The organism is Halanaerobium sehlinense, from assembly GCF_055379485.1.
Genome location: NZ_AP042442.1, coordinates 996005 through 1010278 on the forward strand (window position 1 = coordinate 996005; position 14274 = coordinate 1010278).

Consider the following 14274-nt stretch of genomic DNA (forward strand, 5'->3'; position numbering starts at 1 on the left):
ATTATGTCAGAACCCGTTTTTGAAATTATAAATTTAAGTACCCCTAGAGAGAAAAATTCTAAATTGAATAATTTAAATTTCGAATTAAAAAAAGGAGAAGTTCATGCAGTTATTGGACTTGAGGGTTCTGGCAAAAAACATTTAAGCAGAGCCTTAGCAGGACTAATAGAAATTAAAGGTAGTCTTTACTTAAAAAATCAGTTAATAGAAAATAAGATCAGTGTTTTGAGAGATAATGGAATTGATTTTCTATTTAAAAGTTCATCATTAATTGATCAGCTTAGTATTGCGGATAATATCTGTTTGAATAATTACCCTAAATTTAAATTAATTCCTTTTATAAATAAAATTAAAGCAAAGAAAGAAGCAGAAAGAATTTTAGAAACGATGGACTTAGATTTAGATTTAAAAAATCATGTTTCAAGTCTTTCTAAAGATGAAAAAAAACAGCTTTCTATTGCAAAAATTCTTTATAATTCTCCTGAAATTGTGATAATGCATGAGCCGACAGATAGTCTGAGTGTCGAATCTATTAAAAAGTTTTATAATCATATTTATGAATATAAATCAAATGGAGGCTCAATAATTTATATTACAAAACAGTGGAAAGATGCTTTGAAAATAGCGGACAGAATATCGGTATTATATATGGGAACAATTATCGATACTCTATCTAAAGCTGAAGCTAATTTAAATCAAAATAAAATTCTCAACTTAATGCTTGGTAATTATGATAAAAGCTCAAACTCATTATTAGAGGATGAAACACAAAAAATATTAAATACTGTTTTTAAAGCAACAGAATTTTTGACTTCAAATTATGAACTTAAAGATGTATTGAAGCTGCTGGCTGAATACAGCAGTGATTTTACCAATGCTGATAACTGTATTATTAAATTAATTGACGAAAATACAAAAACTTTTATTGATACTTTCAAGTATGAGAAAGAAAGTGGTTTAGAAAGTGAGATAAAGAAAGAAAAATTATTTGCAATTACTAAAGCTGAGAAAATATTTTTTTCAACAATTGATGATTCCAATTTTAATAAGATTTTTGTTAAGAAAAGTAAAGATATAAAATCAGTAATTATTATTCCTGTGCTGATTAGATCTCAGGTAAGTGGAGTAATTCAGCTGTCATTCAGCTATAAAAAGTCATATAATTATTCAGAAAAAGAAAGTATTTATCTTAATACTTTAGCCAAACAGGCAGCAATTGCAATTGAAGATACAAGATTAATGGGCAGATCAACCCTTCTGCAGGAGAGTCATCACAGAATTAAAAATAATTTGCAGTATATAATTAGTTTAATCAGCTTACAAAAAGATTTTATTAATAGAAACCCTAAAAATACCGATGAAATTTTATCTAATATTATCTGTAGAATTAAGAGTATAGCAGCTGTGCATGATTTATTATCAAAAGACAGTTTAGGCAGAAGTATTATAAATCTGCATGATATATTTGATGTAATTATTAAATTCTTAAACAGCAGCCAAATAGAATTTAAAGTAAAAATTGATGATATCTTTATTTCATATGCAAAGGCTTCTGCAATTGCTTTAGTTTTTAATGAAATATTAAGCAACTGTATTGAACATGCATTTGATAACAAAAAAGATGGGATTATAGAAATTTCATCTTATAAAAAGGATGATGAAATAAAATTAATTGTTAAAGATAATGGTAAGGGAATAGATGTTGATTTTAAGATTGAGGAGCAGGAAAGCTTAGGACTTTCAATTGTATATTCAATTATAAAACAGCAGTTTAAAGGAGATATAACTTTAAAAAGAAATCAAAAGAGTCCTGGAACTATTGTAGAAATTACTATACCTGAATAAGAGGGGTGAATTAATTTTAATGAAAAAATCATTAAATATTATATTAGCAGAAGATGAATCAATTATTTTGATGGGAATTAAATCCAACATAGAAAGTTTGGGCCATCAAGTTATAGCTCAGGCTTATGATGGAGTAGAAGCAGTTAAATTAGCTTTAGAAAAAGAAGTTGATTTGATAATTATAGACATTAATATGCCCAAAATGGACGGTATAGAAGCAGTTGAAAGAATAAATCAGCAAAAATTTGTGCCTGCAGTAATAGTCACTGGCTATAATGATGAAAAATTAATCAATAGAGCTTCAAAAGCTGGTGCCTTTGCTTATTTAATTAAACCAGTTGATGTTAATGATATTAAACCAGCAATTAATATTGCCTGGGCCAGATTTGAAGAATTCAAGCAGGTTCTATCAGAATTAGACAACAGCCAGAAAGCATTAGAAGCCCGTAAAATCATCGAAAAAGCAAAAGGTATAGTTATGGATCGAAAAGGTATTAAAGAAAGTAAAGCAATGAAATTTTTACAAAAAAAGAGCAATGACGCTAATAAAAAAATGATAGTTATCGCAAAAGAAATAATTGAAGCTGACCAAAAGTTCCAGTAAACTTGAAGTTTTAGACTAATATTTTAGAATAAACATCCTAATATTATGAAAATAACGAAATATTTGATTTTTACAAAAATTAATGTTATACTTAAAAAAACATATATATTATTCTGCTGATGATCGGTAGAATATGATGTGGTCATGAAGGCCCCCTTTAAACAGTTATCCTGTTTAGAGGGGGTTTTATGTCTTTTTAAGGCAAATAATTCATTAAGGAGGTGAATTTAGAACTGTAATTCCATTTTCAATTACCACAAAATTTAAGGAGGAGAGAAATTTGAAAAAAACAATTATTTTGATGTTAGCTCTGATTATGGTTTTAGGTATGGTTGCTGTTACTACCGCTCAGGATGTGAAAATTGGATTTTTAGTAAAACAGCCAGAAGAAGCCTGGTTCCAGGATGAATGGAAATTTGCTGAAGAAGCTGCTGATGATTATGGTTTTGAATTAGTCAAAATTGGCGGTACAGATGGTGAGAAAGTTTTATCTGCTATTGACAATTTAGCTTCTCAGGGTGCTCAGGGATTTATTATTTGTACTCCTGATGTTAAATTAGGACCAGCAATCAAGGCCAAAGCAGATATGAATGGTTTAAAAGTTATGTCTGTTGATGACAGATTTGTTGGTTCAGATGGTGAGCCAATGGAAGAAGTACCACATATGGGAATTTCAGCTTATGACATAGGACAGCTTGTTGGCGAAACTTTAGTAGAACAAATGGATCAAAGAGCCTGGGACTATGAAGAAGTTGGTTATTTAGTCATGACTTTTGATCAGCTGCCAACTATTTCCGAAAGAACACAGGGTGCAACAGATGTTTTATTAGAAAATGGATTTCCTGAAGATCAGGTTTTTGAAAGCCCAATGCAAACTTTAGATACTGAAGGATCTTTTAATGCTGCTAACTTTGCTTTAACAAAACATCCAGAATTCGATAAATGGATAGTTGCTGGTGGTAATGACTCTTCTGTAATTGGAGCAATTAGAGCACTTGAAGGCCAGGGCTTTGGTGCAGACAATGTTATTGGTATAGGAATTAACGGTTCTAATTTTGTAATTAATGAATTTGAAAAAGAAGAAGACACAGGATTTTATGCTTCTGTTAAACTTAGTGCAAGAAGACATGGTTATGAAACTGCAGAGTTAATGTATAACTGGATTAAAAATGGAGAAGAGCCTCCAAAAGTTACCTGGACAACAGGTCAAATTATGACTAGAGAAAATTATAAAGAATTGGAATAATTTGATTTACAATAGAGGGGATTTTTCCCCTCTATTACTCTAGATTATTTAGAGAGGAGATAAATCTATGAGTTATTATTTAGAATTTAAAAATATTACTAAGACTTTTCCCGGGGTAAAAGCACTTGACCAAATTTCTTTTGGAGTAAAAAGTGGAAGTATTCATGGGCTGGTTGGAGAAAATGGAGCTGGTAAGTCGACACTTTTACATACACTAAGTGGGGCTTTATTTCCTAACCAGGGAGAAATACTAATTAATAATCAAAGTATGAATTTTTCTAATACAAAAGACGCCCTGGATGCCGGAATAGCAGTTATTTATCAGGAATTAAATTTAGTGCCAGATATGACAGTAGCTGAAAATTTAATGATTGGTAATTATCCAAATAAAAAAGGCTTTGTTGATCACAAAGAATTAAGAGAAAAAGCTGAAACCCAGATTAAAATGCTGATGGAGGACTTTGATCCAAAGACAAAAGTAAAAGAACTTTCGATTGCTCAAAAACAGATGATAGAAATTGGTAAGGCTTTAATGCAGGATGCAAAAATTATTGCTTTTGATGAACCCACAAGTTCTCTATCTGATAGAGAAATAAAACATCTATTTGAAATAATTGAAAAACTTAAAGATGAAGGGAAAGCAATAATTTATGTATCACATAGAATGGAAGAAATATTTGAGATTTGTGATACCTGTACTGTTTTTAGAGATGGAAAACATATTGAGACCTTCAGAGAAATGGAAGAAGTCACCCACGATTTAATTGTCAAAAAAATGGTTGGTAGAGAATTAAATGATATTTATGGTTATGAGCAAAGAGAAAAGGGTAAAGAAATCTTTAGAATAGAAAATATCAGGGGTAAAGGCGTAAAAAGAAATATTAATTTAACTGTTCAGGAAGGAGAAGTAGTTGGAATTTTTGGCCTGGTTGGAGCAGGTAGAACTGAATTATTTAAACTGATCTATGGGGTTGAAAATATAGAAGCTGGAAAAGTAGAAGTACGCGGTAAGGAAGTTTCATTAAACAGTCCTAAAGAATCTATTAGAAATAAAATTTGTTTACTGCCAGAAGATAGAAAAGATGAGGGAATAATTGGAATCAGATCAGTTAGTGAAAATATAAATATCAGCAGCCGCAGGCATCATTTAAAATATAATTTCTTTTTAGATAAAAAAGCTGAGAAAGAAACAGCAGATAAGTTTATCAGTGACCTGGATATTAAAACTCCTTCTAGAGAACAATTAACAGCAAATTTATCTGGTGGTAATCAGCAGAAAGTAATTTTATCTAGATGGTTAAGTGAAGATATTGATGTATTTTTGATGGACGAGCCTACCCGTGGTATTGATGTTGGAGCAAAATATGAAATTTATAAGATAATGTATAATTTAGCTTCAGAAGGTAAGGGAATTTTATTTATTTCCAGTGATTTACCTGAAGTAATGGGAGTTTCGGATAGATTAGTTGTTATGAGGTCAGGAGAGATTATTGGAATATTAGATCGAGAAGAATTTACAGAAGAAAAGATATTATCAATGGCATTACCAGTTTCTTAATTATGGATAGGAGGATATTATATCATGACAGATACTACAAAAAGTAAAATTAAATACTTATATAATAATTACAGTATTATTTTGATATTTTTAATTATGTTTGTTTTACTCTCAATTTTTGTTCCATATTTTTTCACCTGGCGTAATATGGTTGGACTTGCACTTTCAGTTGTAACAATTGGTTTAATTGCTAACACAATGATGTTTGCCCTTGCAAGTGGAGATTTTGATTTATCTGTTAGTTCTACAGTGGCTTTTTCTGGTATTACTGCAGCAGTGATAATCAATAATACCGGAAGTGTAGGTCTTGGAATCTTAGTAGGTGTTTTGGCGGGTGGTTTAGTTGGTCTGATCAATGGCTTTTCAATTGCTAAATTAGGTTTAAACGCTCTAATTACTACTCTGGCAACCCAGATGATTTTTAGAGGAATGGCATTTATATTTTCAAATGGTAGAGCGGTTGGTATTTCTCAGGCTGGATTTTTTACGCTTGGAAATAGTATGATTTTTGGCATCCCAACTCCAATTGTAATTATGGTAATCTTTTTTGCCTTATTTGGTATCTTATTAAACAACACAGTTTTTGGAAAAAATACTTTAGCAATTGGTGGAAATACTAAAGCTGCTGAACTTGCAGGAATAAATGTTGACCTAACAAAAATTATTATTTTTACTGCTCAGGGCTTTATGGCCGGTTTTGCTGGAGTTATTTTGGCTTCCAGAATGACAAGTGGTCAGCCAAATGCAGCTCAGGGGCTGGAACTCGATGTAATATCTGCCTGTGTACTTGGTGGTGTTTCTTTAAATGGTGGTATAGCAACAATAAGTGGTGTAATTGTTGGTGTTTTGATTATGGGAATGATTTCAAATGCTTTAAATCTGCTTAATGTAGCAACCTTTTATCAGTATGTTGTTCGTGGTTCAGTTTTATTAATTGCAATTTACCTGGATATTCTTAAACAGCGCAGTAATTAGTCTATTTAAAGGAGCTTTCAGATGGGATTTAAAGAGTTCAAATTCAAAAATACAGCTGCAGTCAAAATCGAAAATGAATATCTTTCAATTATTATTCTTCCAAAAATAGGCTCAAAAATAGCTTCAATTTTCAGTAAGCAAAAAGACTTTGAATTTCTATTTCAAAACAAAGGAGATAGCTACAAAAAAGCTGAGTTTGGTGCTGATTTTGCAGCATATGATTGTTCTGGTTTTGATGACTGTTTTCCAAGTATTGATCAATCAAAATTATTGATCAATAACGAGCTTTATACTTATCCTGATCATGGAGAAATCTGGACAGCAGAGTTTGACTATCAAATTGAAGCAAGAAAAATAAGCTTAGATTATCAGAGTCCATATTTTAAATATGATTATCATAAAACAATTGAGCTTCAAAAAAATAAGCTGAGTTTAAATTATAAGATAAAGAATAATTTAAAAACTGCACTACCTGCTGTTTGGACTCTGCACTGTCTGTTAAATTATGATAAAAACGTAAAATTAAATTTTCCACCTGACTTAAAAAAAGTTATAAATGTGCAGGAGAGTGATTACCTCGGTCAAAAGGGAGCTGAACATAGTTTTCCAATTACAGAAGATAGTTTTGGTGAAAAATATAGACTAAATCGAGTAAATAATAGAGAAAAAAGGCTAACAGAAAAATATTATAGCTCTGGGGAAATTAATGTGGGGAGAGTCTCTGCCTGTTATCCCGATCAAGCGGCAGAGTTTATAATTAAATATGATTCGAAAAAATTACCCTATCTTGGTTTCTGGCTGACTGAAGGAGGATTTAAAGGAGATTATAATTTTGCCTTTGAGCCAGCAGATGGCTTCTATGATTCTGTTAATCTGGCCCTAAAAAATAAAAAAGTAAATATAATTGAAGCAGATGCAGAATATAGTTTTTCTATAGACTTAATAATTAAGTAAATTATGTAAAAGATAGAAAGGATGATAAACTTGTCTGAAAAATCTAGTGTGAAGGTGTGGGAGGATATAGTAGAAATTGAAACATATCCTGTGGGAGAAGCTGATAAAAACCCAATGTTTTTAGATAAAAGGGTTTATCAGGGAAGCTCAGGTAAAGTTTATCCTCTTCCGGTTACTGAAAAAATTTATGATGATAAAATTATGAAAAAATATAAAATGGTTTATTTAGAAAATGAATATTTAAGAATAGAAATTCTGCCGGAATTAGGTGGAAGAATCCAGAGAGCTTATGATAAAACAAATGGTTATGACTTTGTATATTATAATCCGGTGATCAAACCAGCTCTGGTTGGGCTTACAGGACCCTGGATTGCAGGAGGGATAGAGTTTAACTGGCCCCAGCACCACCGTCCTTCAACTTACAGCCCAGCTGAATATTCATTTGAAAGCAGGGAAGATGGTAGTGCGGTTGTCTGGGTCAGTGAAATTGACAGGATGTATGGTACTAAGGGAATGGCTGGTTTTAAGCTTTATCCTGATAAGGCTTATTTAGAAATAATCGGCCAGCTTTATAATAAGACTGAACTACCTCAGACATTTCTCTGGTGGGCTAATCCAGCTGTTGCTGTAAATGAAGATTATAAATCAATTTTCCCACCTGATGTTAATGCGGTTTTTGACCATGGAAAAAGAGATGTTTCAAAATTCCCAATAGCAACAGGGGAATATTATAAGGTGGATTATTCTGCTGGAGTAGATATCTCGAGATATAAAAATATTCCCGTGCCTACTTCATATATGGCCTATCATTCTGATTATAATTTTGTCGGAGGCTATGATTTTTCAAAAGAAGCTGGAATACTGCATGTAGCAAACCACCATATATCTCCAGGTAAAAAACAGTGGACCTGGGGAACTGGAAACTTTGGCCAGCGCTGGTACCAGAATTTAAGTGATTACGGCAGTGGTGAATATATTGAATTGATGACAGGAGTTTATACAGATAACCAGCCTGATTTCACCTGGATTCAGCCCCACGAAGAAAAAACATTTAAACAATATTTTATGCCATATAAGGGATTGGGTCAGGTAAAAAATGCAAGCAAAGATTTTTTAATCAATTTAGAATTTAAAAATGAAAAAGCAGTTATCTCACTATATGCAACTTCTAAATATAAAGATTTAAAAGTAATTTTAACAGCAGCTGATAAAATAATATTAGACAAAACGATTAATATAACCCCTTTAGAAATTTATAATCAGGAGGTCAAGGTAGATAAAGAAATAAATGAAGCAGATTATAAACTAAAAGTATGTGATAGTTCGGGTAATGTTGTGATCTCATATTCACCTGCTGCAGATAGTTTATTAAAGACACCTGATCCAGCAGAAGCTGCCAAAAAACCGGAAGCAGTACAGACAAATGAAGAACTATATTTAACCGCTCTTCATTTAGAGCAGTACAGACATGCTACCTATGATCCGGATCCATATTATTTAGAAGGATTAAAAAGAGATCCCGGTGATATTAGAATAAATAATGCTTATGGAAGATTATTAATGAGAAGAGGACAGTTTGCAGAAAGTGAAAAACACTTTAGAAAAGCAGTTGAAAGGTTAACCGAAAAAAATCCAAATCCCTATGATAGTGAAGCATACTATAATTTGGGTTTATCTTTAAAATATCAAGAAAAATATGATCAGGCTTTTGCAGCTTTTCATAAAGCAATCTGGTCTGGTGAATTTCACGACCGAGGCTATTTTGAGCTGGCAGCCTTAGCTAATAAAAAAGATGAAATCGAGAATGCACTGGAATATATAGAAAAATCTATAATCAAGAATTATCACAGCCCTAAATCGAGAAATTTAAAAACAGCTATTTTAAGAAAACTAAAGAGATTCAAAGAAGCTGAAAAGTTGGCAGAAGAAACTCTAAAAATTGATAAGCTGGATTTTGGGGCCAGAAGTGAGCTTTATTTTATCAAAAATGATGCTGCTGAAAATAAGGACACAGCAAAATTAAAACAAGAAATGATAAATGTTTTGAGAAGTGACCAGCATAACTTTTTAGAATTAGCTGTGGACTATGGCACTGTCTTTTTATATCAAGAGGCAGTAGATATTTTAGAAATCTACTTGGCAGAAATTCAGGATGATGAGTCTGAGGTATATCCAATGATCTATTATTATTTAGCTGATTATTGTTTAAAAATAGGAAATAAAATAAAAGCTGAAGCATACCTTAAAAAAGCAGCTGCGGCAGATTCTGATTACTGTTTTCCAAATAAATTAACTTCAATAAATGTACTGCAGTCAGCTGTCAACAAAAACCCAAAAGACGCAAAAGCACCTTACTATCTTGCAAATCTATTTTATGATAAAAAACAGTATCAGCAAGCAGTTAAACTCTGGGAAGAGTCAATTAAAATTGATGGTTCATTTCCAACAGCACATCGGAATCTTGCTTTAGCATATTACAACAAATTATCAAATAAAGATAAAAGTAAAAAACATCTCGAAAAAGCATATAAGCTTAATCCAAAAGACAGCAGGGTTTTATTTGAATTGGATCAGCTCTATAAGAAATTAGGTTTTTCAAATCAAAAAAGAAAAGAATTTTTAGATGATAAATTTGAAGTAGTTAAAGAAAGAGACGATTTATATACAGAGTATCTTACTTTAGAAAATAATCTTGGTAACCATAAAAAAGCCCTAGAGTTACTAGCAAAACGTAATTTTCACCCCTGGGAAGGTGGTGAGGGTAAAGTTACTTCTCAATATAAGTTTGCTAATCTAGAACTAGCTAAAGAAAAAATAAAATCTGGAGAATACCAAAAAGCACTTGATTTAATTAATGATGCCAGAACTTATCCCCAAAATTTGGGTGAAGGAAAACTTCCAATAGCCAAAGAAAATGAGCTTGATTATTATTCAGCTGTTATTTACAGAAAACTTGGCCAGGATGACCAGTCAAAAAGATACTTCGAAAAAGCAGCATCAGGTTCTGAAGATATGTCAGATACCCTTTATTATAATGACCAGCCGGCTCATATGATATTTTATCAGGGTCTTGCCTTAAGAGAGTTGGGGCGAGAAAAAGATGCTAAGTCCAAATTTAACGCCCTATATGATTATGGAGAAAAACATTTCTTTGATCAAGTAGAAATTGATTACTTTGCAGTTTCTCTTCCTGATTTTCTGGTGTTTGATGCCGATCTTGAAGAAAAAAATAAAATTCACTGCAAATATTTAATGGGTTTATCATTAATAGCAGAGGGTAAAAAGAAAGAATCTGAGAAAATGTTTAATTATGTTAAAGAAAAAGCTCCTTATCACCAGGGAATAAAAAGAGAATACTTAATTGTTTAAGTAAATTCAAATAAAATTAGAATTGATTATATTTTGATCCCCCTTATGCTGAGGCAGGTAAATGCTAGAAACCTGTTTCATCAAATAAGGGGATTTTTATTGTTAATTCTGAAATATATTTTCATAATTTTAAAAATTACTTGAAATATATTTTCATAAATGTTAGAATCATATTAAGAAATGAAAGAATATTTTGAATGGAGGTTATCTTATGGAAAATAATTTAAATAGTTTAGTTACAGAATCAGTTAATGAAAACTCAAAAAATATTGACAGGGTAAGTACTGAAGAAATGATAGAAATTATTAACAATGAAGATAAAAAAGTGGCTTTTGCAGTGGAAAAAGAAAAAGAAAAGATTGCAGCAGCTGTTGACCTTATTACAGATGCGCTAAAAAATGGCGGCAGATTAATTTATATGGGAGCAGGTACAAGCGGCAGACTTGGAATTTTAGATGCTTCTGAATGTCCTCCAACTTATGGTGTAAGCAGTGAACTGGTACAGGGTCTGATTGCAGGTGGAGAAGAAGCAATTAGAAATTCCATCGAAAATGCTGAAGATAGTAAGGAAGAAGCTGTAAAACATCTGCAGGATATTGAATTCAGTCAAAGTGATTTTTTAGTAGGTATTGCTGCCAGTGGAACTACTCCCTATGTAATAGGAGGCTTAGAATATGCAAAAGATTTAGGAGCTAAAACTGCTGCTTTAAGCTGCAATCCTGATTCAAAAATTGCAGAAGTTGCAGAGGTTTCTATTGCTCCAGTTGTTGGACCAGAAGTTGTGACTGGATCGACCAGAATGAAGGCAGGTACTGCTCAAAAAATGGTCTTAAATATGCTCAGTACAGCAGTAATGATTAAATTAGGAAAAGTCTATAAAAATTATATGGTAGACCTTCAGGTAAAAAACAATAAATTAGCTGAAAGGGCTAAAAATATGATTATGGAAGTAAGTGAGGTGAGTTATGAAAAAGCAGAAAATTATTTAGAAAAAACCGATTATAATGTTAAACTTGCAATCATGATGCTTAATAGTGGTCTAAAAAAAGACAAAGCCAGCAGAGAGTTAGAAAAGTATGAAGGACGTTTAGCTGAGGCTATTCAAAACAACAAGTAATTATCTATTTATTAATAAAAATCTATTACTAAAAATAAAATTTAGGAGGAGTACAATGAATAATCAAGATCTGGTTAAAAATATTGTACAGAACTTAGGTGGAGAAGAAAATATAAAAGCTGCTTCAAACTGTATGACAAGATTAAGAGTTGATCTAAAGGATGATTCTCAGGTTGATATCAAAAAACTAAAAGCTGTTGAAGGAGTTATGGGGGTTGTTGAAGATGAAACTCTGCAGATAGTTGTTGGCCCTGGTAAGGCTAAAAAATGTCTTGATATTCTAAATAATAACTACAATATTTCATCAAATTTAGAAGTTGGTGGAGACTGGAAGAAAAATAAAGAAGCTGTTAAAGGTGGACAAAAACAAAGCAGCTTTAAAAAAGGATTAAAAACAATAGGTAAAATATTTATTCCTCTGATTCCAGCTATTATTGCTGCCGGTATCTTTAATGGTTTTGCCGGATTAATAACTAATTTACAAAATACAGGTAGTTTAGCATCCAGTGATTTTTGGAATACCACTCAATTAATATTATCACTTCTTGGAGGTTCATTCCTGGGCTATCTAGCAATCTTTACTGGTATTAATGCTGCTAAACAGTTTGGTGCGACTGAAGGCTTAGGTGGAATGTTAGGTGCCCTAACAATTATGGGTCAGATCACTGAAATCTCGAAAATAGTTGGAATGTATGATCCAGATGTCGCCTTAAATTCAATCTTAATTACCGGTAAAGGTGGAATTATCGGAGTTATTGTTGGAGTTTATTTACTATCAATCATTGAAAAAAGAGTTAGAAAAACAGTACCTGATGTTTTAGATCTAATTGTAACCCCTGTAGTGACAATGCTGATTATGGCGCTGGCAATGATCTTTGTAATCATGCCTCTGTCAGGTGTTATTTCTGATTGGTTAGTTGGAGCTCTAACTCTACTTGTAGCTTCTGAAAACCCAGTTGTTAGTGTAATATCTGGTTATGTGCTGGCAGCTGTCTTTTTACCAATGGTTTTACTGGGACTGCATCACGGTTTGATTCCCCTGTATGCTATTCAATTGGAAAATATGGGAGGAGTTTCTCTATTTCCAGTTTTAGCTATGGCAGGTGCAGGACAGGTTGGAGCTGCAATAGCAATTTATCTTAAAGCTAAGAAGACAAATAACATGAAGTTGAAACAAATTATTTCCGGTGCCTTACCTGCTGGTATTCTGGGAATTGGAGAACCTTTGATTTATGGAGTCACACTGCCGCTTGGTAAACCATTTATAACAGCCGGCTTAGGTGCAGGTTTTGGTGGTGCTTTTGTTATGCTGCAGAATGTAATGGCAGGTGCCTGGGGACCTTCTGGAATTACTGCTATTCCACTAATGCAGCCCGGTTCAATGCTCAGTTATTTTATGGGACTTGTTATAGCTTATATTGGTGGATTTGTGGTTACCCACTTTTTTATTAATGATGAAGAAGTTGCTCAATTAGAATAGTGTTTTTTTGAAGGCTCCTCTAATAAATCAGGGGAGCCTTTACAATCTTAATTATAAAAAGGAGCTAATATTATGTTAGGTATTTCAGTCTATGCAGGTTTAGATATAAGTTTAGAAGATAATATAAGATATTTAGAAAAAGCAGCTGGATTAGGAATAAAAAATGTATTTTTATCTCTTCATATCCCAGAAGTTAAAGATAACTTTTATCAAGAAACAAAAGAATTGATTTCAAAAATAAACAGACTGGGTTTTAATTTAACAGCAGATATTTCGAAAAAATATTTTGATAAACTAGATTTAGATGAGTTAAAAATTGATCAATTAAGGCTGGACTTTGGTTTCTCTAATCAAGATATCGCAAACTTGAGCCAGAATAATAAATATAAACTAAATCTTAATGCAAGTACTTTAACTGAAGCAGATATAAAATCACTAGCTGCTGCTGGTGCTGATTTAAAAAATATTGAAGTATCTCATAACTATTATCCCAGAGAAGAAACAGGTCTGGCAGAAGAATTATTAATCAAAAAAAATAGCATTTTAAAAAAATATAATTTAAAAATATCTGCCTTTGTGCCAGCTGAATATAGAAAAAGACCACCTATCAAAGCAGGGCTTCCAACTTTAGAAAAGCACAGATATTTATCTCCCTTAGTTGCTGCTCAGGATTTATTTAAACTTGGAGTTGACAAAGTATATATTGGGGATAGTATGGCATCAATCAGAGAACTGGAAGATTTTGCTGCTGCAAATAACAAGCTAACAATTATTCCAATAAACATTGTAAAGGAACTGCTTCCGGAAGAAAAGAGATTATTAAAATTAACTCATCAAAATCGTCAGGACCCTGGAGAATACATTATTCGTTCTCAAACAGCCCGAAAAAATAAAGAAAATAGAATCGCAGCTGAAAATAGTAGTAAAAGATTTAAATATGCAGTAACGATTGATAACTGTAAATATCATCGGTATGAAGGTGACCTTCATATTTTAAAAAGAGAATATCCTGCAGATAAAAGAATAAATGTTGTGGCTGATGCAGGAAAAGCAGCAGTGCTTATTGAAAAAATTAAAGAAGGAGAAAAGTTTAAATTTAAAATAAAAGGTGATAGATAATGAAGGT

10 protein-coding genes are annotated in these 14274 nt (G+C 32.1%); all 10 read left to right on the top strand.

The window, feature by feature from the left end; translation table 11 throughout:
• Positions 1 to 3: 3 nt before the first annotated feature.
• The 10 genes from ACZ446_RS04840 (at position 4) to ACZ446_RS04885 (ending at position 14267) form a co-directional block, all read left to right on the top strand.
• Positions 4 to 1845: an ATP-binding cassette domain-containing protein gene (locus tag ACZ446_RS04840; RefSeq protein WP_464393989.1), complete on the top strand. Its 1842-nt coding sequence runs from the start codon at positions 4 to 6 to the stop codon at positions 1843 to 1845.
• Positions 1846 to 1864: 19 nt separating this feature from the next.
• Positions 1865 to 2449, top strand: coding sequence for an ANTAR domain-containing response regulator (locus ACZ446_RS04845; protein ID WP_464393990.1), 585 nt, complete (start codon positions 1865 to 1867; stop codon positions 2447 to 2449).
• 301 nt (positions 2450 to 2750) lie between these two features.
• The gene (locus ACZ446_RS04850) at positions 2751 to 3695 is read left to right on the top strand and encodes an arabinose ABC transporter substrate-binding protein (RefSeq protein WP_464394374.1); all 945 of its coding nucleotides are present in this window, start codon (positions 2751 to 2753) and stop codon (positions 3693 to 3695) included.
• Between the two features lie 67 nt (positions 3696 to 3762).
• Positions 3763 to 5253, top strand: a complete 1491-nt coding sequence (gene araG / locus ACZ446_RS04855) for an L-arabinose ABC transporter ATP-binding protein AraG (RefSeq protein ID WP_464393991.1) — start codon at positions 3763 to 3765, stop codon at positions 5251 to 5253.
• 24 nt (positions 5254 to 5277) lie between these two features.
• A complete protein-coding gene (gene araH, locus ACZ446_RS04860; RefSeq protein ID WP_464393992.1) occupies positions 5278 to 6228 on the top strand; it encodes an L-arabinose ABC transporter permease AraH in 951 nt (316 codons plus the stop codon).
• 21 nt (positions 6229 to 6249) lie between these two features.
• The gene (locus tag ACZ446_RS04865) at positions 6250 to 7182 is read left to right on the top strand and encodes an aldose epimerase family protein (protein ID WP_464393993.1); all 933 of its coding nucleotides are present in this window, start codon (positions 6250 to 6252) and stop codon (positions 7180 to 7182) included.
• 21 nt (positions 7183 to 7203) lie between these two features.
• Positions 7204 to 10551 carry a DUF5107 domain-containing protein gene (locus tag ACZ446_RS04870; protein ID WP_464393994.1) on the top strand — a complete coding sequence of 1116 codons (3348 nt, stop codon included), beginning with the start codon at positions 7204 to 7206 and terminating at the stop codon, positions 10549 to 10551.
• 211 nt (positions 10552 to 10762) lie between these two features.
• Positions 10763 to 11668, top strand: coding sequence for an N-acetylmuramic acid 6-phosphate etherase (gene murQ / locus ACZ446_RS04875; protein ID WP_464393995.1), 906 nt, complete (start codon positions 10763 to 10765; stop codon positions 11666 to 11668).
• Positions 11669 to 11723: 55 nt separating this feature from the next.
• A complete protein-coding gene (locus ACZ446_RS04880) occupies positions 11724 to 13148 on the top strand; it encodes a PTS transporter subunit EIIC (RefSeq protein ID WP_464393996.1) in 1425 nt (474 codons plus the stop codon).
• A gap of 72 nt (positions 13149 to 13220) precedes the next feature.
• Positions 13221 to 14267, top strand: a complete 1047-nt coding sequence (locus ACZ446_RS04885) for a MupG family TIM beta-alpha barrel fold protein (RefSeq protein WP_464393997.1) — start codon at positions 13221 to 13223, stop codon at positions 14265 to 14267.
• Positions 14268 to 14274 lie beyond the last annotated feature (7 nt).

Bases quoted from the DNA above. Each gene is read 5' to 3' on its own strand.
- ACZ446_RS04845 (WP_464393990.1), top strand. From the start codon at position 1,865: ATGAAAAAATCATTAAATATTATATTAGCAGAAGATGAATCAATTATT.
- ACZ446_RS04850 (WP_464394374.1), top strand. From the start codon at position 2,751: ATGTTAGCTCTGATTATGGTTTTAGGTATGGTTGCTGTTACTACCGCT.
- ACZ446_RS04885 (WP_464393997.1), top strand. From the start codon at position 13,221: ATGTTAGGTATTTCAGTCTATGCAGGTTTAGATATAAGTTTAGAAGAT.
- araH (WP_464393992.1), top strand. From the start codon at position 5,278: ATGACAGATACTACAAAAAGTAAAATTAAATACTTATATAATAATTAC.
- ACZ446_RS04840 (WP_464393989.1), top strand. From the start codon at position 4: ATGTCAGAACCCGTTTTTGAAATTATAAATTTAAGTACCCCTAGAGAG.
- ACZ446_RS04870 (WP_464393994.1), top strand. From the start codon at position 7,204: ATGATAAACTTGTCTGAAAAATCTAGTGTGAAGGTGTGGGAGGATATA.
- murQ (WP_464393995.1), top strand. From the start codon at position 10,763: ATGGAAAATAATTTAAATAGTTTAGTTACAGAATCAGTTAATGAAAAC.
- araG (WP_464393991.1), top strand. From the start codon at position 3,763: ATGAGTTATTATTTAGAATTTAAAAATATTACTAAGACTTTTCCCGGG.
- ACZ446_RS04880 (WP_464393996.1), top strand. From the start codon at position 11,724: ATGAATAATCAAGATCTGGTTAAAAATATTGTACAGAACTTAGGTGGA.
- ACZ446_RS04865 (WP_464393993.1), top strand. From the start codon at position 6,250: ATGGGATTTAAAGAGTTCAAATTCAAAAATACAGCTGCAGTCAAAATC.